The following is a 20,951-nucleotide window of genomic DNA, read 5'->3' as shown; positions in this document are numbered from 1 at the left end:
ATCCTCGCGGCGAATACGCCCGCCGGAGCGCCTGATTCCGCGCCCGGTCAAACGGCGTGGTCAGCTCCCGTTCCAGCATCGACCGAACGGCCGCATGCGACACGCCAAGCGCGCGCCCGATCGCACACAGCGATTCCCCGGCAATGCGCATATCGACCGCCTTGGCGCGCATCTCGATCGTCCACACGATGCGCTTGCCCTTTACGCCGCTCATGATTTCCCCCTCAGCAGGCGCGCCCGCCACGCCTTGAGCCCTTCGATGACCTGGATCGCCTGCTCCACACGCAGGAACTCCGGGGCCGACACGCCCGTCTGTTTCTCGACATAGGCCCGCAGGGCTTCCACGGAACCTCCAGACGACAGCATCGTCCCCATATCGTTCCACAGCGCGTGGATCTTGCGCACATAGGCTTTCGCGCTATCCGGCGTTCGCCGCCCACTGGTGGCCGGCTTCGGCTTCCACCCCAGCCGCTGGAACTCCTTCAGCACCGCCTCGATCTGGCCGACCGACATATCCTTGGCGCTGTAATGACCGCCGATACGAACCAGGACGGCACGATAGCTGTCGTCGTCCAGGTTCAGTTCCTTCCGCGCGATATGCAGCTTCGCATACAGCGCGCCCCGCGCGGGGTTGCTCGGCATGGCGCCGAGCATGTGGGGACGCCGGGTCATGACCCGACGCCTTGTTCGTGACAGGCCAGAATAATCTCGCCAGCGTCGGTGATGCGCCAGACACGACGCGACTTGGTGCCTCCCATGGCGACCAGCCCCTTTGCCTCAAGAGAGCAATACGTCCGGGAACGTGACACGGCGACTTCGTTGAGACGAACGGAGTGCAGCGCCCGTATCTGGCTAGGCGAAAGGGGATTCTTCATAGGGAAGCCTCCTTCCGTGCCGTGCGCGGACGAAAATTCCCTGTCAGCGTCCCGGTGTCACGGTCCAAGTGTCTGGAGATACCACCGACATCGTGCATCAGCGTGGTCTTGTCAGTGTTCAGAAGCAGGTCAAAATCCATCGGGCAGCCATTTGCGTGCGCCGCCGTCAGATCCATCCGTGTTTCCAGATGGAACACGGTCCACGAGGCTTTTTTGATACCCTGGCTAACCAGAGCATCAACGAGCCTGTCAGCAATCCGGCTGACTAGATCGGCGTCCTCGTCTGAAATATCGAACCTAACCATCACACCCTCACACCCGAGAAAAATCGACAACGACCTGCTCGTGCGCCCGGCCGGCCTCCGGCCTGATCCGGCAAACTACAGCCATCTTCGACCCGGCCGGCGCCACGGAATCGTTCAGCGCCCGCACCGCATCCGACCATGCAGGATGGTTCAGGTTCAGCCGCCGTAGCCCGAGGATGCGCTGGACGTTGGGCTTGCCCGTCTTCTCGTCCTTTTCGAACGCCTGCATGACCAGGGCGCGCAGATCGTCCGAGGCACCGTCGGTCAGATCGTCCAGAATCTCGTTGATCAGTGCCTGTGCCGCCACGATCGACGGCGTGAGCTGCTGGTAGCGGCGCATGTCCGCCTTGATCTCGATCAGGTCGGCGAAATCATGGATCGACAGCCCGTTGAACTTGCCGCCGACCCGGACGCCGTATTCCTGGAACACCAGATCCTGATAGGCCCGCAGCTTCTCGAAGATCGCGGCCTTCTGCGCCAGGTTGTGCGCTGCCAGCGCCTGGAAATCGGCCGCGATCTCCACCGCCAGTTCGTGCTGAAGCACGATTTCGGGCCGGATCGATCCCACCGGGATCTCGCGGCCGTCCGGGTTGGTCAGCGTCCGAGGCTGCGTCTTTTCGATAGCGTTCATCAGTTCATTTCCTCTTTTCTGGGCACATTGTTCGCCATGAGGCACAAGGCGGTCGCAAAGATCAGGGCATAAGCGGCGGCATCCACCGCGTCCGTCGCGGCAGCCGAAAACGCGCCAGCATTGCAATGCTCGATGCTGCTCTTCAGTCGCTCGTCGATGTCAGCCAGCAGTTCGTTGGTTTCCGCGACGCCACCGATCATCCGAAGCTGCGCGCCTCTCAGTGCACCGCGCGCGACAGCCTCGCACTCACGCGCACCGAGGCGCACTTGTTCCCTCATGGCCGCACCTCGACGAAATCGACATCGATCACGATCGGCGGATGGGCGTCGCGCAGCATCTCCTCAACCACACTCTCGGAGAGCGCGGTTTCGATCCTGGTCGACAGGTCCATCAGACCGATCCCGATCGCGGCCAGATCTGCGCCCGTCAGTGTGACCGGTCCGGATAAATCCAGAAGCGCGCACGCCGTCTGGCGCAAATCGCGCGTGCAGTTCTGGATCTGAGCAAATACCTGCATCTACCGTCCCTCCAATCCGGCCGCGATCTCACACCCGGTCACGCTGCCGGGCAGGCGGTCGAGAAATTGCAAAATCACCGCCTCACGCGGCCGGGGATGCGCACCCCAGGACCTGTGAAGCTGAAACGCCATGTCGGCAGCGGTGCCCGACCCGAACTCGGCCGTGATCGCCCGCAGATCCCGCACCAGGGCATCGAACCGCTCAGGTCCGTCGAAGACCGTGTCCATGGTCGCGTCGTGCAGCGCGTCCATCACGGTCGGCGTTGCCTGCACAACGTCCATGCTCTCGGCGTCCATCCTCACGCCGCCTTCTTGACGACGCGGGGGAATTCGCCGGTCATGTGGACCTTCCAGGAGGACTCCATGTCAGCCATGGTCACTCCCTCCCGGCCATTGACCCGCGCCAGGCGCATCGCGTTGCGCAGCACCTTGGTCATCGACCGCAGCGCGCCCTCCCGCTGGGCGATGTTCTTGGCCACGGTGATGACGTCGTCGTCGTCCAGCCCCCATTCCTTCAGGATCGGGCAGACATCGCTCTGCAACACAGCGTTGACATGCCGACGATGCCCGATGCGGCTGAAGATCTGCGCATGGTCCGCCGTGCGCCCCAGCCCGTCGATCTTGCCGATCAACGGCGCGTTGCCGCACAGCACCACCCCGATCTCGGCCTGATCGTGGATCGACCGCAGCATCTCGATCGCGGGCACACCCAGATGCTGCGCCTCATCCACAATCAACAATCCGGACGATCCGGAGAGTTGACGCAGCACCGCGCGCTCCTGGCGCGACCCGCGCACCTGCACACCCAACTGCTCCGCCAACTCGTCCAGGATCGCGCTCGGGCTGGTCTTCTTGGGCGTGGCGGTGATCACCCACACATTGTTGTTCTGCGAGGCATAGGCACGGATCGCCATGGTCTTGCCCACACCGGCATTGCCAGCGATCAGACCCATGTCCGGCCCGAACTGCGCGCCCTCCATAACGGTGAACAGACGGTTCGCCGTGCGCGTCTGCACAAAGCCCGGCACGGGCGGCACAAGCGACCGCTCCTGGTCACGCCGCGCCAGACTGTCCAGCCACCGACGGGCCTTTTCCGCGCGCTTCTCGTTGTCGCCGTTATACTGGCCGTTCAGCCAGGCCGAGAACGTCTGATACGCCTCGCCCATGGCATCCGCCGCCTGCCGACGCGTGATGCCCCGCGCCTCCATCGCCTCGCGCACCCGCTGCCGCAGCGCATCGTCGTCGATGCCGATATTCTGATTGTTCATGTTGTCGTTCGTCATTACTGTAGGTCTTCCCTGTAAATCTTGCCTTGGTGACGCGGCTGTTCCGAAAGCCGCGTCACTCTTCTTCGTCTTCAACGGCGCGGGGATAGCGGCGCTCGGCGCGCTCCATCGCCATCGCCCGCTCCATGTCGTCCTCGTCCTCATCGGCGAATGCCGCATGCGCCAGCACCGTATTGCCGACGACGACGGGAGATTTCGGGAACAGCGGCCGCACGACCTTCGTGCGCATCAGCTCTTCCACATCGTCTTTCGGCTTCGGCATCAGATCGAAGACCTGCTTCGGCGTCAGAGCCCGTTCGGCCTCCAGCCTCATCTGCGCGGCCTTCTGGAGCTTGCGCTTGGCCTGACCGGTCGCGGCAGCGGCCTCGGTGCTGTCAAAGCCCGATCGCTCGATCACTGCCGCATTCCCCAGCAAACGGCCCTGCGCATCGAAGACATGCAGGTCCAGATGAAGGTTCTGCGGATCGAACCGCACCACGACCGTCGCCCCGAGATGCTGATGGAGGAAGTCCGCCCAATACCGGTTGCCCATGAACCGGATCGATCCGTCCTTCTTGTTGACGGTGACCTGCTCCGCAGCCATCAGCCACAGATGACGCTGCTCCGGCGTGACGCGCCGGGGCATGCTCGTCTCGTAGCTTTCACGGAACGCCTGCTCGAAACTCCGCTGCCCGCCACAAACCAGCGTGTCCCGGTTCGGCCGGCTGTTATGTTCCTTGATGCCCGCTGAGAGCACACTGAGAAACAGCTCAAGAGGCACCGCAGACGATCCGTAATTGTCCGGCTTGGCATCGACCTTGTGGCCGACATACGCGCCCGCGAAGGCCGGATGCTTGGCAATGCTCTGCGCCATGTCCCGGAACCCGCGCTCGATCGGCTTGGACTGGCCGGAATAGACCGACGCCCAATGCACATCGATACCCAGGACGGTCATGACGCCGTTGACGTCGCCTTCCTTGACCTTGAACCGGTAACGGGTCTTCGTTCCCCCCGTCAGCCGCTTCGAGGCGAACGCGCGGCCGTTATCCAGATACGCCTTGGTCGGGATGCCCCATTTCTCGACCATGTCGCCCAGGGAAAGCTGGATCATGTCGGTGTTTTCCGACCGGTCCACGCGCCATGACAGAATCATGTTCGAATACAGATCCTGCCACGCCACCATGATCGGACGTGCGATCGTGCCGTCCGGCCATCGCACAAACACGTCGAACTTGTGCCCGTCCGCATTCACCCCTTCCAAGGAATACATATGCGTCCGGTCGCGTTCCTGCGGCGGCAGCATGGCCTTCACCGCATCGCGCCCACTACGCGCCAGCGTCACCGCGTCGGCCGGGATCTCGTCGATCCAGCGGATCAGGGTCTTGGCCGAGGGGATCACCCAGCCATTCTCTTCGGCGGCGCCCTGAAGGTCGCGGTAGCAGTCGGCATGGTTCCGCTTCTCGGGCCGCAGGAAGTCAGACCGATAGAACTCCCATGCCGCCTCGTCGCATCCCGCCCGCTTCGCGGTGCAACCCACATGACCAGGTGCAAGGAACGGGAGCCAGTGCGGGCGAGGCACGAACTTCACCCGTCGCCGCCAGTTCATGACCGTGGTGCGCGGCAGACCGGCCGCCAGACGCACCTCATGCACCGCCTCTTCGACCGTCAGGCCGCTATCGGCCAGCCGCTGGATACGATCCAGATACCCCAGGATCTCCAGCGCCTTCGCCTTCTGCCGCTCAGACTTGCCCGCGAAGGCCCGCCATTCTTCCGCATACCGTGCATCGCCGTCAGAAAGCGCCGCACGTTCCGACGTCTCCGACACGTCCTCAAACCGCATCATCCACGCCAGCTGCGCCACCCGGTCCAGCAGGCGGTAGTGATATTCCACACCCCCGCCAGCTTTCTGGCGGGGACGCCACGCGACGTTCCGCCATTCCGGCCGGTTCCACTGATGCTGCGTGGCACGTTTCTGGAGCGCGCTCGCGTCTGGAATGCCCGGCAGACCAAGATCTGCGATTTCATGAACGGTCGCCCATTCACGCGTCAGCATCGTCGCCTCCCTCGCCATGCTGGTGGCAAAGCAGACGCGATTCCTGATGCAGCCGGTCCAGGACGCTGTCCCGGCATTCCGGATCGATATGCGGCGCGATGAAATCGACCAGATAATGCTCATCCACAGCGATCATGTAGATCATCTGCGCAGCATCGGGCGGCAGGCAGGCAATGCCGACCGGTTCCTTGATCATTTCCTGCGCCAGGGCATGAAACCAGATCCGGCATGCGCTGTAGGCGCGATGCCAATCCCGCATCTCCGCCAGCGCCATCTCGAACGCCGTCGGCACCGGCCTGCCAGCACCCGCGCTCATGCCGCCACCTGCCGGGGCTGGGCGGCGCGGCCGGCCAATTGCCAGACTCGCGCCGCCTGTTCCACCATGGGGCTGTCCAAACCACCCATGGAGGATTCGATGTCAGCCGACTTTATGTTCGACGAGGACGACGATCCATTTTTGAATATTTCAGACATTGTTATTCGCCAGAATGCAATTATTTGGGAAATAGAGGCGAAATACTCATGCACTCCGACGGATTCTACCGTCGTTGTGCTCGAAGGGACGATTGCAGTCCGGCTTGGAAGCCTTCCATCCACTGAGATACCGAAGATTGCCCACTATCTTCGAGGTCTGATCGTAGAACGAATAAAGCAAGCCGCAGAAGGAACTCCCGCTGGAGCTTATTGAGGGAGAGCGGATCTCCCTCTTCGGGTGCAGGCGAGGCATTAAATGCCTGCATCCCACACTTCTCATCGTCGGTAATGATGAGACCGAAGATATCCAGCGAGATCCTCCCCGGAAAGGAATGGTCGGAGGGTTCTTTTTTGACGGTGATCTTCATTTTTCTACGGCTTCCCTGAATTGCCTCTCGCGCTGCCCGCGTGAACTCTGATTTCGCGTTGCCGGCCGCCGATGCAGCCTCACCGCCACAAAATGCAGATGCGCCGCCGGCTTCGTTTCCCAGGCCAATGCGACCCGTCACGGCATCAAGAACTTGTTTCTGGATGAAATTTAGGTCGGCCCGCATCACCGAACTCCTCGGACGGCCTGGCGCCGGAGCATCCGCTCACGCTGCGCCAGGTCTTTTTTCTGTTCACTGACCGCCGCCAGTTCGATCATCGGCAGATACCGCCGCTCGATCACTGCCCAGCCGTGCGGCTCCGCTATGAACTCCAGCAGCCGGCGATCCGCCGTCGCATGCACCAGGGCGTCGAAACGCGGCACACTGATCTGATGGCCCTCGCGCATCGCCGACGAATAGGCATTCAGCATCGGCAGGCTGACCGGCCGCTCCAGAATGGCCGACATCCGCGCCGCCACGTCCTCGCGAGACTGCCCGCATTCCTGAAGGCTGATCGAAATGGCCCGCGACAGCCGGCCCGAGAACGAATTGGCCCGAATCAGCCGCTCGTCGAACTGCACCACCGGCTCCGGCGGCATCCAGTCCAGCAGGGACAACTGTCCCGGCACGGGACGGCGGCTCATGCCACCCTCTTCAGGGTCAGCATGCCATAGCCGGGCAGCAAGCCCTGAACGGTCTCAGGGCCGACCGTCCTCACGACCTCCAGGACATTGACCAGGGCCACGCCGTCAGCATCCCTGTCGGTGATGTCGTGCAGCATGATCAGGTCGCCATTCCAGACGTTGCCGCACCCGGAAATCTCGACTATCGAAACAATCGCCCCGCAATTGCCGTTCATGAGTTCGGCCGCCACGACAAGCTCCGCCGAAGACATGGTATGGACGCGCCGCTTCATGCCGCACCCCCACGCGCCCGCGCATCCTCAGCCAGGATCGCCAGCACATCGTCAGCCGAGAAATCCAGCGCCCAGAACAGATCCAGCATCGCGCCGAACCCGATCTCCGTTGCCCCACTCTCGACATTGCGCACGGTGCCGATCGAAACATGCGCATCTGTTGCCAGATCGATCGCGGTCAGGCCCTGCCGGGCGCGCGCGCCCTTGATACGCTGCCCGACAAACCGCCGCACATCATGCGCATGGGCATTCTGTGAAACCGGATGCTTCATGATGCGAGCGCCCCCCGCACGATCTGGTCACGCGAGATCAGCCCAGCCTTGACCAGCTCCTCCAGCAGAACCCGCTGGACCGGCGCATCCATCTTGATGATCTTCGCCGCCGCTTTGCGGCCCATCGCCAGCCACATCGCCTCGGTCGGGATCGGCGCAACCTTCTCCTCACCCAGTTCCGAGGGCTTCTTCCCGGCTTCCAGGGCTCTCTTGACGAGCACGACCTGTTCGATCTCATGCTCGATCTTGCCGATATAGAGCAGTTCGGCCCGGTCATCGGCCAGTGTCGTGCCTTGAAGTGCTCGCACGGTTTCCGGCTGGAGGGCGCGATACAGGGCGATATATCCGTGGATCGTCCGCTCGCTGATGCCCATCTTGTCTGCCGCATCGACGGCGAAACGCGGCACGGCGGGCGCAGGGTTTGCAACGGTTGCAAACCCTGAATGCTGGTTCACACCGTTCCGCGTCTCAGGATGAAGCCTGAGATAAATCTCCTTCCGCTCATACAGCGACCGCGCCCGCGACAGCACATCCAGTTCGTGCTTGAGCAGGTTTTCGTCGATCTCCTTCAGCCGCGCCTCATCGGCATTCAGCTTGGAGATCACCGCATCCAGCGCATCCCAGCCTGCAATTTGCGCGGCCCTGTATCGATGCCCACCCGCGACCAGGATGAACTTCGGCACGCCTTCCTCACCCGAGCCATACCGGACCTCGATCGCCGTATCCTGCCCGCGCTCAAGGAAGCTCTCGGCATAAATCTGGGCGACACCATCATCGACCGGACGAATACGCCCATCGATACGCGGATCGATGTCCGCCAGCTTGACCTTCTTGACGTTCATGCCGCCACCCCGTTTGCACGAAGACGGTCGGGAATCCGGCAGGTAGGTTTCCGATCAACGACACGCGAAATCGGAGTCCCGTCCTTGTGGAAACGGTCTGGAAACACCTCATGCGGCGCCTTCTCCAGAAGCTCGGCGATGCGCCGTTCGGAGCGGACGGAATTTCCCGGCTTGTGGATAGCTGCGGTCAACGCATTGGGGTTCAACCCCAATTGGCGACTGATGCTAGCCAAACTGCCATACCGCTTGCGCAGCTCGGCCTTAATGTCTTCGACATGCATTGGCATTGCGCACGGCTTTCGTGCCATATTGCGCCCCTCGCTCGAACCAGGCCGGCGCCAACCGGCCTTTATTTTCAACACCGGATCAGATGTTACGGTCTGATCCATATGCCAGAGGATGCCGAATGATTATCCGAACGGCAACGCCGAATGGTAATTCCGAACTTAAATTATTCGCAATGTTAGACAAATGGAGCGTTGTTCCCTGAAATGTCTAACAAAATTGGCGACAACAATATGCCGAATGGCGAATTTCCTAGTTCCAACCCCGACGCCGCGTTTGACGAAGTGAAGGCGCGTGCCGAACGGTTACGGGCGGCCGTGAAGAACGCTGGAGGAAACACTCAGGTGGCCGCCCGAGCGGGTATGCCGTTTGGCACTCTCAATCGGTACATCGCGGGAAGGGATATGAAGGCCAGTGCCATGGTCGCCTTGGCTAGGGCCTGTGATGTGTCGTTGGACTGGCTGGCCGAAGGCGTCGAAGACGCCAACGACAATCGCTCGTCGCAAATAATCACGGAGGCCGCCACACGTATCAGGAACCTACCCACGTTCACATCGGACGTTGTCGCAGGAAGAAAAGACGAAAATCGGGACGAGATACCGATTAAGTTCTTCGAGGCCGAGCCGTCGGCAGGTTTTGGAACCCCCCCTCACGAATGGGAAGGGGGAGAAACATTCTATGTTCCAAGATACTTCATTAATGCGGTGCTTGGCGCGTGGAGCCGGAACCTCTTTTTTGTCCGCGTCCAGGGCGATAGTATGCAACCGTCGATCAATCCCGGAGATACGATCCTCGTCGATTATACCCCGGCGCCGTTCGTCCAGTCGGTCTATGTCGTCTCGGTGCAAGGGTTGCTGATGGTCAAGCGCCTGTCGATCAAAGATCCCGATACCCTCAGCGTCGTCAGCGACAACCCCCGTTATTCGTCATTTGATATTCCGATTCGCCGCATGACCTGGAACGCCGAAGACGACACTGCTCAGCTGCGCCTGATAGGCCGTGTCATCGGTCGCTTCCATCTGAACATTTGAAGAGACGAAAGGGATTTGATATCAAATGGAAAAGAAAACGTCCGGTTGCCTAGACGAAAAGAACGCAAAATATGTGAATGATATGGTTACTAGCTTTCGTATCGGAACGAAAGTCGCCGCGTTCCTCATAGGGGTGCCGTTTCTACTGATTTTTATTGTTCTCTTGATCGGCATCGTCGGAAGCGTAGTTGATCCCTGACGCCTTGGGGGCGGAAAGCCGTAAGATGCCTTAAGAACCGACTATGACCGGCTAAGCGTCCCTTGATAGGGCAATGCCGAAAGTTCCAATTCGACTGTCCGCCGACGGGGTGGGAGCGCCCATAGTTCCAAATCGACTGTCCGTGCCGCCAAGGGCATCACACCCCCTTGCAAAACCCGCACCCGGCGCGCGACCGCTGATTTCCGTCCCACCACATCCCGTCTCGTGCCACCAAATCCCGGGTCGCCACCAGTTCCAGTTCCAGTGTCCGGGTTCAACGGTGGAACTGACCTTCATCGAGAAGCGCGTCGAACACTGGTTCCGTTTCGGCCAGCCAGTCTCCGACACCGTGCTGGACAAGCGCCGCCGTCTGGTCGCCTTCAGGCCCGGCTGTGTATTCGGCTTTATCCGCTGGACCGCCAACGATTACGGGACCGTCGTCTCCTGCTTCGACATCGTGCGCGCGGTGGAGCCGGGGACCGCCTTCCAGACCGTGCCTTTCGTACGCCCTGGCGGCGAATTACTGCTCGACGTGTCCGGCTGGCCGAAGGTCAGGCGCGTGCTGGAAGAAATCGACGCCATTGAGGAACTGGGGCTGCGCCCCGCCGAAATCTGCCCCGATCACTGGCGCATCCTCAATGGCCGCATCGCCGCCAATGTAGCCTCCCGTCCCTATACGCGCGCCATGCACAAGGCATGGCTGGCGCGCAGGAGGCTCGCATCATGACCCGGCGCGCCTGGTTCTTCGGCACGTATTTCATCGTGCTGGCGGTGGGCATGTCCGCCGTCATCCATGTCGCGCCCCGGCTGATGTGGAACGAGACGGCCAGCGTTCCGGTCGGGCTGTATCGCGTCCAGCCCGGCAACGCACTGCATGTCGGGGATATCGCCGCTCTCCGACTGCCCGACCGGCTGGCGCTATTGCTGGCGCAGCGCGGCTATCTGCCGTTCGGCGTGCCCTTGCTCAAGCCGGTAGCAGCGTTGCCGGGACAGAGCGTGTGCCGGACAAACGGCAGCGTCACGATCGACGGCGCGCATGTCGGCGATGCGCTCGACAGCGATCATCGTGGACGCGCGCTCCCCGTCTGGCAGGGCTGTCATCGTCTCGCGCCCCGCGAGATTTTCGTCATGAACCCGGCGGAACCGCGCAGCCTCGACGGACGGTATTTCGGCCCGCTTCCAGCAAGCACCGTGATCGGGCGCGCGGTCCCGCTCTGGCTTCCATCCCCTCATATCAATGGAGACCGGTCATGATCCATCTTGGCGCGTTCACGCATACGACCAACGGGTTTTTCGGCCAGATCACCACCTTTCTCATGGCCGACGATCTCGCCATCGTTCCGAACGAGAACCGCACATCCGAAAACGCCCCCGATTATCGCGTCCTGCGGGGGCTTGAGGATGAGGCCGCGCAGGTTGGCTGCGCCTGGGTGCGACAGAATGAGCGTATCGGTCTGTGGCTTGCCGTGCTGATCGACGACCCGCTGTTCGCCTCTCCGTTGCGTGCCCGGTTGATGCCTGACCGCGATGGTTCGGACAGTTTCCGGCTGGTCTGGAACCGTCCCGATCCGCGTCATGCAACACGTTAAAAAAGCGCTCGGTCTGCTGGTGGTTTGCAGTGGGGTTGCAATGCCCGTGCCGACTGCCCGTGCCGCGCCGTTCGATGCCTATGTCAGCGAAGCGGCTACGCGGGCAAATATTGCGCCCGCATGGATCACGGCGGTGATGCGCGCGGAGAGCCAGGGTGATGCTTCTGCGGTATCACCCAAGGGGGCGATGGGCCTCATGCAGATCATGCCGAGCACATGGCGGGAGCTTCGCGCGTCGTTGAATCTCGGTGCTGATCCGTTTGATCCGCACGACAATATCACGGCAGGGGCAACCTATCTCCGATGGCTTCATGACCGCTACGGCGATGCGGGTTTCCTTGCCGCCTACAATGCCGGTCCCGGACGGTATGAGGAACTGCTGAGAACCAGTCGTGCGCTTCCCGACGAGACAAAAAAATACGTCATAAGAGTTGTCCGGCTGCTGCGCGGAGAGTCGATTGGCGATCCGGTTTTCGACGCGGATTTTGCAGCGCGAACGCCACTCAAAATGCCGCCCGGGAGTCCGCTTTTCGTCGGCCCGTTTGCATCCCGAACCGTCGTTCAGAACGCGCCCGAGGTGATGCCGATCTTCGTTCAGGTGATGCGATCCACCGCTCCACCCCATGGCCTGTTCGTCTCCGTTTCGCAAAGGAGCACACCGTGACGTGGGATTTTCGGCATGAGCGGGGAAACCGGACATCCCATCGAGAGCGCTTCGGGTGTGCGTCGGGGAGTGTGCGGATCGGGAAACATGAAGGAAAGAGAAGGCAAGATAAAACGGCCTGCCACGTCGGGCGACGAAGCGCAGTCGCGCTTCGTCTTTCCGTGTGCAGGTTGGGTCGGTCGTGTGCAGGGTTTTGGATTGTATGCTGCTTCCCTGCTGGGTTTTCCTGCACAGGGAGGATCTGATGGCCCGTGACGAGGATTTCCACGTCCATCCGGGCCGCATCCGGAGCAAAGGAAGCCGCGCCCGACTTCGGAGCTTTCTGGCGCAGGTGCTTCATGTCTCCCGACGCGCGGGCGGAGGCAGTAGCGGCAACCCCGGAAAGGGAAAAAGTTACGGTCCGCGCTCCGGTCCTTCGACCTTTGGCCGGGGGCATTCCCGGTTTGGCAAAAGTCGCCTGTTCGACGCCCATCGCCGCGTCACCGTCAAGGCCCGCGTGGTGCGACAGATCGGGCGCGGCGCACGGCCCGGATCACTGGCCGATCATCTCGCCTATCTGCGCCGCGATGGCGTCACCCGTGACGGCGAGAAAGCGCATCTGTTCGGGCCGGATGGTCAGGACGTGGAGGCCGGGGATTTCGCGGCACGCTGCAAAGACGACCGGCATCATTTCCGCTTCATCGTCTCACCCGAGGACGCGCCGGAGATGGCGGACCTCGACGGCTTCACCCGCGACCTCGTGACGCAGATGGAAGCCGATCTCGGCACACGGCTGGACTGGGCCGCCGTGTCGCACTGGAACACCGACAATCCGCATGTGCATCTGATCGTGCGCGGCGTCGATCAGGCCGGGGCCGATCTGGTCATCGCCCGCGACTATATCAGCCACGGGCTGCGCTCACGGGCGGAGGATCTGGTATCACTGGAACTCGGACCGCGCGCCGAGCATGAAATCGAAATGGCTCTCCGTCGGGACGTGACGGCGGAACGCTGGACCCGGCTTGATGCCGAGTTGCAGCGCCATGCCGACGATCTGGGGATCGTGGACCTGCGGCCTGAAGCCGGGAGCGCTCATGACCTCGGGCAAAATGCGACGCATCGCGCCCTTCTCACCGGCAGGGCGCAGACCTTGGAACGCATGGGGCTGGCTACGCCGGAAGGATCGGGAAGATGGTCACTCACGCCCGGCATGGCGGACACGCTACGCGAGATGGGCGCGCGGGGCGACATCATCAAAACCATGCACCGTGCCATGACGGAACGCAGCCGGGATCGAGGGATGTCTCCCGGTGATTACGTGATCTCGGGGCGTGATCAGTCCACCGCCTTGACGGGGCGGTTGCTGGAACGCGGTCTGCACAACGAACTGACAGGCGAAGCCTATGCCGTGATCGACGCCACGGACGGGCATGTGCATCATGTCCGCTTCTCCGGCGTCGAAGCCTTCCGCGACGCCCCGCCCGATGGTGGTATCGTTGAGGTGCGAACGGCGACCGGCAGGACAAGCGGGAAGGATTATCTGGTGCTGTCGGCCCGCTCCGATCTGGACCTTGCCGCCCAGGTGAAAGCGCCGGGGGCAACATGGCTGGATCACCGGCTGGTAGAGGGCCAGCCCATGGACCTCGCCCGCACCGGCTGCGGGGCCGAGGTGCGGCAGGCCATGCAGGAGCGCACGCGACACCTCGTGAATCGCGGGTTGGCGTCATTCCAGCAGGACGGGTCCGCGCGCTATCAGCGCAATCTCCTGGCGACATTGCGTCAGCAGGAACTCGATCAGGTGGGCGCGAAACTCGCAAAGGAAAGCGGGCTGGCTTATGAGCGCAGCATTCCGGGTAATTTCGTCACCGGCCAGTATGTGAAACGTCTCAGCCTGTCCTCGGGGCGCTTCGCCATGATCGACAACGGCCTCGGCTTCCAGCTTGTGCCCTGGGCACCGTCGCTGGACAAGCAGCACGACCGCCATGTCGATGGGGTCGCCCGCGACGATGGAGGCATCAACTGGCGGCACGACCGAAAGCGCGATCTCGGGATCAGCCTATGAGCCACGCGGCCCGTTCTTTCTACGCTGTTATCCGCCTCGGTACACTCGATACAGTTTCGATCTTGTTTCCAACAAAACCTTTCGATCACATCATGGCTTTTCATGGAGGATTTCCATGCGTGACCGCCTGAACGTCTCCCTGCCCGTTGCCATGATCAGCCAGATCGGCGAGCTTGCCGCGCGCCGGAAGGTGACGCGCTCCGCCGTGGTGGAAGCGGCGGTCGCCTCGCTCCTGTCACCCGACAGCGCGGAGAAAACCGAAGCGGCCCTCACACGGCGACTGGACCGGCTGACCCGCCAGATGCAGCGCCAGGAGCGCGACCTGATGATCGCGCTGGAAACCCATGCCCTGTTTATCCGCTTCTGGCTGGGCCAGATGCCGCCCCTGCCCGCAGAGGCGCAGACCGCCGCCAATGCGCTGGGTCAGGAACGCTTCGCCCGGTTTCTCGACACGCTGGGGCGGCGGCTATCGCAGGGAAAATCCTTCCGTGACGACATCCCGCTCGATATTCCCGCCATGCGTCAGCGCCCTGCTGACAGGCCCGACGATGCACCGCCCCGCTCATGACCCTGTATGTGCAATGACGATCGACACGCCCCCTGTTCCGGCCTTACCCTTCGGTCAGCAGTCTGAGATAGCCGCCTTCGACCAGCGCGATCCCTTCATCACGCCAGTCTCGGGCGGACTTGCGCCAGGCATGATCGCGCCATTCGTCCAGAGACATGGTCAGGGAACGGGGATCGATCAGGACGGCGGCGATCCGGCGTTCGTCGGCACCGGTCCGATACAGGTCATAGGCATGCAGACGACGGATCAGATGCAGGGACCGGACCGGCGTGATGACAGGCAGGAGATGACGCGGGATGGCCCCGCCCTGGACACGCGAGACGAAGCGCGTCGCCTCATGGCTCCGCTTGCGGTAATGAGGATCGAGGGGAATGAGAATGGCCGGATGGGTCAGAGCCTCGGGACTGTCCAGCGTGAGCGAGAACGCCCCTGTCGGATCATCCAGCCCGATCACACGGCGTTGCCCGTCCTCATGGTCGAACAGCACACGCCCCCACGGCGCGAGGGACAGGGGAGCGACGCTCCCGAACTCCGGCGGGGCTTCGGTCAGGATGATATTCTTTGCCATCGCATCGCGCCGCCAGATGACGGGCTGGCGGGTGACGGGGATGGCCGGGTCATGCGCGAAAGCGCAGCCTCCAGCGCGCGCAAAAGCCGGTCCAGAGCGCAGAAGGACTATGGCTGGCCTTCGCCTGCCCTTTCGTGTCGTGGTAGTCGTCGATATAGCGGGACCAGCGCCGCATGAAGGCTCCGGCCAGCGCGGGAGCAGCCAGCGTCTTCAAGACGGCCAGATCGGCCCTGGATTGCCAGATATCGATCGACATGGAATGCTTTCCCTCTCGACACGGAGTTGCCTTCGGGACATGGCAGACCATGCCCGGCACAGGCGACCCGTTTTTGTTGGCCATGGATCACGCCGGTTGCAGCGTGACCCTACAAATATTGCACAGAGCCATCCCACGAGTTTGGCATGGGACGCCCCTCGGAACTTGCAGCGCATCTGCCCCTCGACTTTGACATGGAGACGAGGAGCAAGATGCTGAAAATAATGGGGAAAAAGCGCTGTAGTTTGGGAGCGTGAAATTTCACCAGCTATACGTCAGGTTCCCGTAAACGCGACGGCCCTGTCCCAAATAACAGAGGTTCGTATTGCAGCCAGATGCATAGTATTTATTGGTAAGATTCGAAATAGCAAGCTGCGCTTTCAACCCTCTAAGCGTAGGCGTTACCGACCCAAAGTCATAATGTGCTCCGATATCGAAAAGGAAATAGGAAGGAACTTTATACGACTCTACATTATCTGAGTAGGTAAACCCAACATACCTTACTCCACCATTCACGCCAAATCCAGATAATGGAGAATTCCTAAACGTATAGTCTGCAAATACGTTAAACATATTGCGAGGAATATACGGAACGAACTTGCCTTTTTCACTAACGTAGGCGCCATATGAATCTGTGAATGGATAGTATATTTGATCTGTATTCGTGCTTTTTCCAAACCGAACATCTTCGAATGTATAAGAAGCAACAACCTTCAAGCTCTTCGTGATATTAGCATTTGCAGAAACCTCGAAGCCCCGTGATTTCACTGTCCCGGCGTCTTTCGAAAAATTAGTATGAACCATATCGTCAATGAGATAGTGGTTCTCAACAATATCAAATGCTGATGCTGTGAATAAAATATCTCTATTTGGTACTTTATACTTTAATCCGGCTTCTAACTGCTTACCAGTAAGCGGTGAAAATGGTTGACCTAAATAATTGGTTTGGCCAGTCTGTGGAATGAAGGAGGTAGAATAACTAAAATATGGGTGTAAACCGAATTTAGTATTATAAACTACCCCACCTCTCCATGTAAATTCTTTATCAGACTGTCCTTTTTTCGTAGCCGCATAAGATTCTGTTGTCCCGTTTGAATTATTAGAAGATGTTGTTGATGTTTCTTGGTGGGCCCAGTCCTGCCGCCCCCCCAATATTACAGAAATATTTTTCCATTTTATTTGATCCTGAAAATACACACCCTCCTGAAAGTAACTAGAATTAGGAGAATAGCTAAAAACATTGCAGCGGTCAGAAGTCATACTATAGCAAGGTTCATATTGATATTGTGGATTATAAACATTGAGTGTTGGCTCCGGTCTATCATCAAAAGTAGTGGTATCTTTATATGAGTAATAACGAAAATCATTTCCAACCACCCATGTGTGTTGAATTGGACCTGTATTGATAATTCCGTAAAAACGCGTATCCAAAGCTTCTTGATTTGCAGTTATCTGATTTTGCCATGGTGATACTGAGATCACTCCAGGACTAACATTGGAATCGTAATATGCATTTAACTTATCGAAATTTGTATCTTCCCATCGGAATGTCTGGCTGAAATTAATATATTTCTTAAATTGGTGTTTAAACTGATACTCAAACATAGCATCTTTTTCACCAGATTGATTCCAATTCGGCTCCCCGATAAACGTACTCCGGGGAATGCGAGGCATGTCGTCAGTGAAACGCGTTCCTATTACCGGTAACCCCGTGCCATTTGAGCCATCCCCTGGTGTATACATATACATTCCCATGAGCGTCAAAGAGGTTTTCGGATCAATATCCCATGTAATTGACGGGAGCACTCCAACCCTGTGATAATCGACATAATTTACTTGCGTTCCCTGCGTCACGCCAATCGCCGCGACCCGGTACCGAAGATTTCCGTTCTTCGTAATTTTATCGCTAAGATCAACTGTCGCTTCATAGCGCCCCCAATTACCGAAGCCGATTGAAACTTGATGCAGAGGCGTGTCGGTTGGTTTCTTCAGACTCATACCAATCATTCCGCCTGGGGTAATTTGACCGTACATAACTGAAGCAGGACCATTAACTGCTTCGATCCGCTCAAGGAATGTTGTCTCCCCGGCAGAAGCTGAATGCGTCATAAGGCCATCGACAAACTGCCATGCTTTAAAACCACGTTGAAAAATTTGTCCGTTGAGGCTGCCTGCGGCCCCCGTCGAGCCACCCCCGTACGCTTCAGCATAAATCCCCGGCGTATAGCGTAGGGCGTCAGTAATGTTCTGTGGTTGTTGATCAACCATTTGCTGCTTTGTAATCACATAGATCGAATTCGGAATCTCCGTTATCGGGGTGTTGGTTTTCGTTCCAGCCATAGTCGTCTCGGCAACATATCCGACACCCGGCCCTGTTGGATCCTGACGCGCGAGGGTTCCACCGACGCGTACAGGGCCAAGGGTAATTGTGGAGGAGGCTTTTCTCACAGTGGCGCTACGCGGCCCCGTGATCTGCCAAGTCAACCCTGTGCCCGCCAGAAGCGCCGTAAGCGCGGTCTCAGGAGAAACAGTCCCGCTGACGCCGGGACTTCTGACTTTCGCGACGAGATCGTTGGGCACCGAAAGCTGCCAGCCGCTCTGCATCCCGAATGCTATCAGGGCGTTGGAGAGCGGCTGCGGCCCGATCTGAAACGCAGACATCGCGACCGATGACAAAGGAGCCGCCGCAGCAGGCGCTGCGTGGAGCAACGATCCGGTCAGCATCGTGGACGACACGAGAATAATGACTTTTCGCGCGGGAAATGACCCGAATTGAGAGAAAGTTCGTCCTGTCCGCGCTACCATTCGCTTGCCCTTCCCGGCTGAGATCATCCATCAAAGGGCACCATCATTGAGAATGATTGGCATTCGCTCTGTGAGGATAACACGACCGTGCGAGGCTTTTTTTTGCGGTTGGTCCGAAAAAATTTTCAGCGATGGAGAATGGTCAGCCAGGGTGTGGCGTGAACGACACGTGCATTTTGGCCGTCCGCCAGTGTCCGGAGTGCCCCCTGCGGGTCGGTCAGCGTATAGATGCCAGTCACGCACTCGGCGGCCAGTGTCTTGCCGTAAACCATGATCGGTCCAGGTGCGTAGGGGCTTAACCGAGCCACGACCGCCGACACGGACCAGTCGTGAACGACCAGTTTCCCTTGCGCCCACGTCCCGACTTCCGTCGATGCAACCGTCCTTGTTTCCGTTGTCCCATCCCGCGCCGATAACTCCTCCCCCGCTCCCAACAGGATTGGCGAATGTTCGGAAACAATACCCCCAAGGGACACTTGTCCTTCACGGACCGCTACGGTGACACGGCCCGCGTCCTGAGCATCGACATCGAATACGGTCCCCACATCCGTTACGGTCAGGCCACGGGCAAAGACGGTAAAGGGGTGCGCAGCGTCATGCCGGACCGTGAACAAGGCCTCCCCCTTCAAAAGCCGGACCTCGCGCCGTCCATTCTCGAAACGCGACGCGATGGCGCTTTGAGGGGCTAGCACGATCTGGCTTCCGTCAACGAGGACGATTGTCCGGACTTCCTGTCGTCCGGTCACGCTATCGGCCCGAAGACGCAGGGCGATGTCCGGCCCCAGGAAGGCGAGAAGAACCACAGAAGCGGCGAGAGAGAACGCCGCCAGTCCAACCCGGCCTCTGCCGAGCCCGATACGCTGGATAACAGAGCGGCGACGAACCTGTCTTCCGACCGGCACCTCGACCACTGGTGTCACACGTCGAAGAACCCCCATCGTATGGGTTATCTCCTCCCAATCCCGTGGATGGTCAGGGCTTGCCGAGCGCCATACTTCGAAACGCGCCCGGATTTCAGCGTCATCCGGTTCTTCACGAAGCAGCATGAGCCACTCGGTCGCATCCTGCGGCCACTCCGAATCCGGAGAAAAAGCCCCTACGTCCTCATGCACGGTCATGTTCGGCCCCCTTGAGGCAAGCGTAACGCTTTGAAGCCTTTCGGCAGGCCCCAATAAGAACACGTTCGTGAGCAGGTGTTTTTTTCCACCAGGGTGGAAATTATTCGGGAGGATGAAGGCGGCTGCGACAATGCTTCAACCCTTTGGCGACCAGTCCATGAACGGCACCGATCGTCAATCCTAGTTCTTCCGCGACCTCGCGCAGTTTCCATCCCTCGAAGCGGTAGAGCATGACTGCTCGCCTCATATCCTCCGGCAACTCAGCCAGCGCGGACTCCACGATCCTCAATTCCTCTTTGCCGGCTATATCCGCTTCGCTGCCAGCATCAAACGCCGGAACCGAGGCGGTCACAGCATCGTCCGCCTGAACGAACCGTTTCCGGTCGCGACTTTGCGCGCGATACTTGTCCACCGCCAGATTACGGACAATCCGGTAGAGAAAATTCAGCGGCCTATCTGGCCTGTCCGCTGACTGGCATCTGATCCAAACTTCTTGCAGCAAGTCCTCCGCGTAAACGCGATCCCCGGTAATGCCTGCGGCATATTTCAGGAGGTCGCCGCGATGGGCGAGGTAGCATGTCAAGAGTTCGCTCTTCCTCTCCACAGCGATACCTTTCCCGCTGGCCCGGCTTGGTGGGGCCGCTCCCACCAAGTGAGAACCATTCTCATTTTTAGTTACGCGAGCGAGCTATGAAAGGCAAGGGGAACGGAAGCGGACCGAAAGGGCTTGAGTCGATTCCGGTGCGGCGGAGCCCGCCAGCGCCGCGCCTTGCGCGCGTGGCTGCTACGCGTGAATTCGCTTCCGTTTGATTCCTATATGATTCCAGTTGGTGCTCTGGAACGCCAAAAGGCGGCTTGCGCCGCCTTTTAAGTCATTGATTTCGTTTGGAATTCATGGTTGCGGGGAACCGCACACTACGATCCCGGCGAAATATGGCGAATGGTCATTCGCAAGATTCGTTGGTTGCGGGGGCACGGTCTGGCCGATGCCGACATTCGTTGTCAGCAGTCATCTAGAGCCCGAACTCACAACCAGTAGCTAACGGCCGCGACGAGGCAGATGGCGGCGTGGAAGTTAGTGGCATTGCGATCGTAACGTATCGCGACGCGGCGGAAGCCCTTGAGGCGGTTGAACATGCGTTCAATGGCATTTCGCGTCCGATAAAGGACCGACGAAAAGCAGTTCCTCCAGACCCGGTTGGCCTTGGGCGGGATGTTTGGTGCGGCGCCCTCGCCCTCGATCTGTCGACGCACCGCGTTGGTGTCGTAGCCTTTGTCGCCGTGGATCAATCGCCCTCATGTCAGACAT

Annotated in this window: 29 protein-coding genes and 1 pseudogene; 7 read left to right on the top strand and 23 right to left on the bottom strand. The window is 59.8% G+C overall.

What is annotated here, in order from left to right; translation table 11 throughout:
• The 17 genes from ABF821_RS09760 to ABF821_RS09680 all read right to left on the bottom strand — a co-directional run.
• Positions 1 to 214: hypothetical protein (locus ABF821_RS09760; protein WP_415529876.1), on the bottom strand; the 214-nt coding region annotated here is incomplete at its 3' end.
• Entirely contained in the window at positions 211 to 672 is a 462-nt protein-coding gene (locus ABF821_RS09755) for a gp16 family protein (protein ID WP_415529875.1), read from the bottom strand. The genes ABF821_RS09760 and ABF821_RS09755, both read right to left, overlap by 4 nt.
• Entirely contained in the window at positions 669 to 875 is a 207-nt protein-coding gene (locus tag ABF821_RS09750; RefSeq protein ID WP_415529874.1) for a hypothetical protein, read from the bottom strand. The genes ABF821_RS09755 and ABF821_RS09750 overlap by 4 nt, the downstream gene beginning before the upstream one ends.
• Positions 872 to 1,180 carry a hypothetical protein gene (locus ABF821_RS09745; RefSeq protein ID WP_415529878.1) on the bottom strand — a complete coding sequence of 103 codons (309 nt, stop codon included), beginning with the start codon at positions 1,178 to 1,180 and terminating at the stop codon, positions 872 to 874. Before ABF821_RS09745 ends, ABF821_RS09750 begins: the two co-directional genes overlap by 4 nt.
• Before the next feature lie 7 nt (positions 1,181 to 1,187).
• Positions 1,188 to 1,811 carry a DUF3164 family protein gene (locus tag ABF821_RS09740; protein ID WP_415529873.1) on the bottom strand — a complete coding sequence of 208 codons (624 nt, stop codon included), beginning with the start codon at positions 1,809 to 1,811 and terminating at the stop codon, positions 1,188 to 1,190.
• Positions 1,811 to 2,011 carry a hypothetical protein gene (locus ABF821_RS09735; protein ID WP_415529872.1) on the bottom strand — a complete coding sequence of 67 codons (201 nt, stop codon included), beginning with the start codon at positions 2,009 to 2,011 and terminating at the stop codon, positions 1,811 to 1,813. The genes ABF821_RS09740 and ABF821_RS09735 overlap by 1 nt, the downstream gene beginning before the upstream one ends.
• Before the next feature lie 74 nt (positions 2,012 to 2,085).
• A complete protein-coding gene (locus ABF821_RS09730) occupies positions 2,086 to 2,328 on the bottom strand; it encodes a hypothetical protein (RefSeq protein ID WP_415529871.1) in 243 nt (80 codons plus the stop codon).
• Entirely contained in the window at positions 2,329 to 2,610 is a 282-nt protein-coding gene (locus ABF821_RS09725; RefSeq protein WP_415529870.1) for a hypothetical protein, read from the bottom strand.
• Positions 2,611 to 2,627: 17 nt separating this feature from the next.
• Positions 2,628 to 3,611, bottom strand: a complete 984-nt coding sequence (locus tag ABF821_RS09720) for an AAA family ATPase (protein ID WP_415529869.1) — start codon at positions 3,609 to 3,611, stop codon at positions 2,628 to 2,630.
• 58 nt (positions 3,612 to 3,669) lie between these two features.
• Complete coding sequence (locus ABF821_RS09715) at positions 3,670 to 5,646, bottom strand: transposase domain-containing protein (RefSeq protein WP_415529868.1); 1,977 nt, start codon at positions 5,644 to 5,646, stop codon at positions 3,670 to 3,672.
• Positions 5,633 to 5,962: a hypothetical protein gene (locus ABF821_RS09710; protein WP_415529867.1), complete on the bottom strand. Its 330-nt coding sequence runs from the start codon at positions 5,960 to 5,962 to the stop codon at positions 5,633 to 5,635. Before ABF821_RS09710 ends, ABF821_RS09715 begins: the two co-directional genes overlap by 14 nt.
• Positions 5,963 to 6,185: 223 nt before the next feature.
• The gene (locus ABF821_RS09705) at positions 6,186 to 6,674 is read right to left on the bottom strand and encodes a hypothetical protein (protein ID WP_415529865.1); all 489 of its coding nucleotides are present in this window, start codon (positions 6,672 to 6,674) and stop codon (positions 6,186 to 6,188) included.
• Positions 6,674 to 7,132, bottom strand: coding sequence for a hypothetical protein (locus tag ABF821_RS09700; protein ID WP_415529864.1), 459 nt, complete (start codon positions 7,130 to 7,132; stop codon positions 6,674 to 6,676). Before ABF821_RS09700 ends, ABF821_RS09705 begins: the two co-directional genes overlap by 1 nt.
• A complete protein-coding gene (locus ABF821_RS09695; protein WP_415529863.1) occupies positions 7,129 to 7,404 on the bottom strand; it encodes a hypothetical protein in 276 nt (91 codons plus the stop codon). Before ABF821_RS09695 ends, ABF821_RS09700 begins: the two co-directional genes overlap by 4 nt.
• Complete coding sequence (locus ABF821_RS09690; protein ID WP_415529862.1) at positions 7,401 to 7,676, bottom strand: helix-turn-helix domain-containing protein; 276 nt, start codon at positions 7,674 to 7,676, stop codon at positions 7,401 to 7,403. The genes ABF821_RS09695 and ABF821_RS09690 overlap by 4 nt, the downstream gene beginning before the upstream one ends.
• Positions 7,673 to 8,518, bottom strand: coding sequence for a ParB N-terminal domain-containing protein (locus ABF821_RS09685; protein ID WP_415529860.1), 846 nt, complete (start codon positions 8,516 to 8,518; stop codon positions 7,673 to 7,675). Before ABF821_RS09685 ends, ABF821_RS09690 begins: the two co-directional genes overlap by 4 nt.
• On the bottom strand, positions 8,515 to 8,907 hold the full coding sequence (locus tag ABF821_RS09680) for a helix-turn-helix domain-containing protein (RefSeq protein WP_415529859.1): 393 nt from the start codon (positions 8,905 to 8,907) through the stop codon (positions 8,515 to 8,517). Before ABF821_RS09680 ends, ABF821_RS09685 begins: the two co-directional genes overlap by 4 nt.
• Before the next feature lie 102 nt (positions 8,908 to 9,009).
• Between ABF821_RS09680 and ABF821_RS09675 the strand changes: the two genes are divergently transcribed.
• From ABF821_RS09675 to ABF821_RS09645, 7 genes are all read left to right on the top strand, one after another.
• The gene (locus ABF821_RS09675; RefSeq protein ID WP_415529858.1) at positions 9,010 to 9,834 is read left to right on the top strand and encodes an XRE family transcriptional regulator; all 825 of its coding nucleotides are present in this window, start codon (positions 9,010 to 9,012) and stop codon (positions 9,832 to 9,834) included.
• Positions 9,835 to 10,313: 479 nt separating this feature from the next.
• Positions 10,314 to 10,760, top strand: a complete 447-nt coding sequence (locus tag ABF821_RS09670) for a DUF2840 domain-containing protein (RefSeq protein ID WP_415529857.1) — start codon at positions 10,314 to 10,316, stop codon at positions 10,758 to 10,760.
• On the top strand, positions 10,757 to 11,287 hold the full coding sequence (locus ABF821_RS09665) for a S26 family signal peptidase (protein WP_415529856.1): 531 nt from the start codon (positions 10,757 to 10,759) through the stop codon (positions 11,285 to 11,287). The genes ABF821_RS09670 and ABF821_RS09665 overlap by 4 nt, the downstream gene beginning before the upstream one ends.
• Positions 11,284 to 11,622 carry a DUF736 domain-containing protein gene (locus tag ABF821_RS09660; protein ID WP_415529855.1) on the top strand — a complete coding sequence of 113 codons (339 nt, stop codon included), beginning with the start codon at positions 11,284 to 11,286 and terminating at the stop codon, positions 11,620 to 11,622. Before ABF821_RS09665 ends, ABF821_RS09660 begins: the two co-directional genes overlap by 4 nt.
• A complete protein-coding gene (locus tag ABF821_RS09655) occupies positions 11,609 to 12,286 on the top strand; it encodes a lytic transglycosylase domain-containing protein (protein ID WP_415529854.1) in 678 nt (225 codons plus the stop codon). Before ABF821_RS09660 ends, ABF821_RS09655 begins: the two co-directional genes overlap by 14 nt.
• A 244-nt stretch (positions 12,287 to 12,530) precedes the next feature.
• Positions 12,531 to 14,327: a relaxase/mobilization nuclease domain-containing protein gene (locus ABF821_RS09650; protein WP_415529853.1), complete on the top strand. Its 1,797-nt coding sequence runs from the start codon at positions 12,531 to 12,533 to the stop codon at positions 14,325 to 14,327.
• Positions 14,328 to 14,442: 115 nt separating this feature from the next.
• On the top strand, positions 14,443 to 14,895 hold the full coding sequence (locus ABF821_RS09645; RefSeq protein ID WP_415529852.1) for a ribbon-helix-helix protein, CopG family: 453 nt from the start codon (positions 14,443 to 14,445) through the stop codon (positions 14,893 to 14,895).
• A gap of 43 nt (positions 14,896 to 14,938) precedes the next feature.
• On the opposite strand, the gene ABF821_RS09640 is transcribed toward ABF821_RS09645, so the two are convergent.
• From ABF821_RS09640 to ABF821_RS09615, 6 genes and pseudogenes are all read right to left on the bottom strand, one after another.
• Complete coding sequence (locus tag ABF821_RS09640; RefSeq protein WP_415529877.1) at positions 14,939 to 15,349, bottom strand: DUF2285 domain-containing protein; 411 nt, start codon at positions 15,347 to 15,349, stop codon at positions 14,939 to 14,941.
• A gap of 163 nt (positions 15,350 to 15,512) precedes the next feature.
• Entirely contained in the window at positions 15,513 to 15,719 is a 207-nt protein-coding gene (locus tag ABF821_RS09635) for a transcriptional regulator domain-containing protein (protein WP_415529851.1), read from the bottom strand.
• Between the two features lie 261 nt (positions 15,720 to 15,980).
• Positions 15,981 to 18,443 (bottom strand): TonB-dependent siderophore receptor, encoded by a 2,463-nt coding sequence (locus ABF821_RS09630; protein ID WP_415529850.1) that lies wholly within the window; start codon positions 18,441 to 18,443, stop codon positions 15,981 to 15,983.
• Positions 18,444 to 18,649: 206 nt separating this feature from the next.
• On the bottom strand, positions 18,650 to 19,642 hold the full coding sequence (locus tag ABF821_RS09625) for a FecR family protein (protein ID WP_415529849.1): 993 nt from the start codon (positions 19,640 to 19,642) through the stop codon (positions 18,650 to 18,652).
• A gap of 100 nt (positions 19,643 to 19,742) precedes the next feature.
• Positions 19,743 to 20,225: an RNA polymerase sigma factor gene (locus ABF821_RS09620; protein WP_415529848.1), complete on the bottom strand. Its 483-nt coding sequence runs from the start codon at positions 20,223 to 20,225 to the stop codon at positions 19,743 to 19,745.
• A gap of 443 nt (positions 20,226 to 20,668) precedes the next feature.
• Positions 20,669 to 20,932: pseudogene (locus ABF821_RS09615) on the bottom strand (transposase); the annotation flags it as partial.
• Positions 20,933 to 20,951: the final 19 nt, after the last annotated feature.

Origin of the sequence: Gluconacetobacter sp., from assembly GCF_047721585.1 — a bacterium.
Lineage (GTDB): Bacteria > Pseudomonadota > Alphaproteobacteria > Acetobacterales > Acetobacteraceae > Gluconacetobacter > Gluconacetobacter dulcium.
Note: the sequence above shows the minus strand (reverse complement) of the source record. Positions and strands in the feature narration are given on the sequence as shown.

Coding starts and splice junctions, on each gene's coding strand:
- ABF821_RS09755 (WP_415529875.1), bottom strand. CDS start 672: ATGACCCGGCGTCCCCACATGCTCGGCGCCATGCCGAGCAACCCCGCG.
- ABF821_RS09750 (WP_415529874.1), bottom strand. CDS start 875: ATGAAGAATCCCCTTTCGCCTAGCCAGATACGGGCGCTGCACTCCGTT.
- ABF821_RS09745 (WP_415529878.1), bottom strand. CDS start 1,180: ATGGTTAGGTTCGATATTTCAGACGAGGACGCCGATCTAGTCAGCCGG.
- ABF821_RS09740 (WP_415529873.1), bottom strand. CDS start 1,811: ATGAACGCTATCGAAAAGACGCAGCCTCGGACGCTGACCAACCCGGAC.
- ABF821_RS09735 (WP_415529872.1), bottom strand. CDS start 2,011: ATGATCGGTGGCGTCGCGGAAACCAACGAACTGCTGGCTGACATCGAC.
- ABF821_RS09730 (WP_415529871.1), bottom strand. CDS start 2,328: ATGCAGGTATTTGCTCAGATCCAGAACTGCACGCGCGATTTGCGCCAG.
- ABF821_RS09725 (WP_415529870.1), bottom strand. CDS start 2,610: ATGGACGTTGTGCAGGCAACGCCGACCGTGATGGACGCGCTGCACGAC.
- ABF821_RS09720 (WP_415529869.1), bottom strand. CDS start 3,611: ATGACGAACGACAACATGAACAATCAGAATATCGGCATCGACGACGAT.
- ABF821_RS09715 (WP_415529868.1), bottom strand. CDS start 5,646: ATGCTGACGCGTGAATGGGCGACCGTTCATGAAATCGCAGATCTTGGT.
- ABF821_RS09710 (WP_415529867.1), bottom strand. CDS start 5,962: ATGAGCGCGGGTGCTGGCAGGCCGGTGCCGACGGCGTTCGAGATGGCG.
- ABF821_RS09705 (WP_415529865.1), bottom strand. CDS start 6,674: ATGCGGGCCGACCTAAATTTCATCCAGAAACAAGTTCTTGATGCCGTG.
- ABF821_RS09700 (WP_415529864.1), bottom strand. CDS start 7,132: ATGAGCCGCCGTCCCGTGCCGGGACAGTTGTCCCTGCTGGACTGGATG.
- ABF821_RS09695 (WP_415529863.1), bottom strand. CDS start 7,404: ATGAAGCGGCGCGTCCATACCATGTCTTCGGCGGAGCTTGTCGTGGCG.
- ABF821_RS09690 (WP_415529862.1), bottom strand. CDS start 7,676: ATGAAGCATCCGGTTTCACAGAATGCCCATGCGCATGATGTGCGGCGG.
- ABF821_RS09685 (WP_415529860.1), bottom strand. CDS start 8,518: ATGAACGTCAAGAAGGTCAAGCTGGCGGACATCGATCCGCGTATCGAT.
- ABF821_RS09680 (WP_415529859.1), bottom strand. CDS start 8,907: ATGGATCAGACCGTAACATCTGATCCGGTGTTGAAAATAAAGGCCGGT.
- ABF821_RS09675 (WP_415529858.1), top strand. CDS start 9,010: ATGTCTAACAAAATTGGCGACAACAATATGCCGAATGGCGAATTTCCT.
- ABF821_RS09665 (WP_415529856.1), top strand. CDS start 10,757: ATGACCCGGCGCGCCTGGTTCTTCGGCACGTATTTCATCGTGCTGGCG.
- ABF821_RS09660 (WP_415529855.1), top strand. CDS start 11,284: ATGATCCATCTTGGCGCGTTCACGCATACGACCAACGGGTTTTTCGGC.
- ABF821_RS09655 (WP_415529854.1), top strand. CDS start 11,609: ATGCAACACGTTAAAAAAGCGCTCGGTCTGCTGGTGGTTTGCAGTGGG.
- ABF821_RS09650 (WP_415529853.1), top strand. CDS start 12,531: ATGGCCCGTGACGAGGATTTCCACGTCCATCCGGGCCGCATCCGGAGC.
- ABF821_RS09645 (WP_415529852.1), top strand. CDS start 14,443: ATGCGTGACCGCCTGAACGTCTCCCTGCCCGTTGCCATGATCAGCCAG.
- ABF821_RS09635 (WP_415529851.1), bottom strand. CDS start 15,719: ATGTCGATCGATATCTGGCAATCCAGGGCCGATCTGGCCGTCTTGAAG.
- ABF821_RS09630 (WP_415529850.1), bottom strand. CDS start 18,443: ATGCTGACCGGATCGTTGCTCCACGCAGCGCCTGCTGCGGCGGCTCCT.
- ABF821_RS09625 (WP_415529849.1), bottom strand. CDS start 19,642: ATGACCGTGCATGAGGACGTAGGGGCTTTTTCTCCGGATTCGGAGTGG.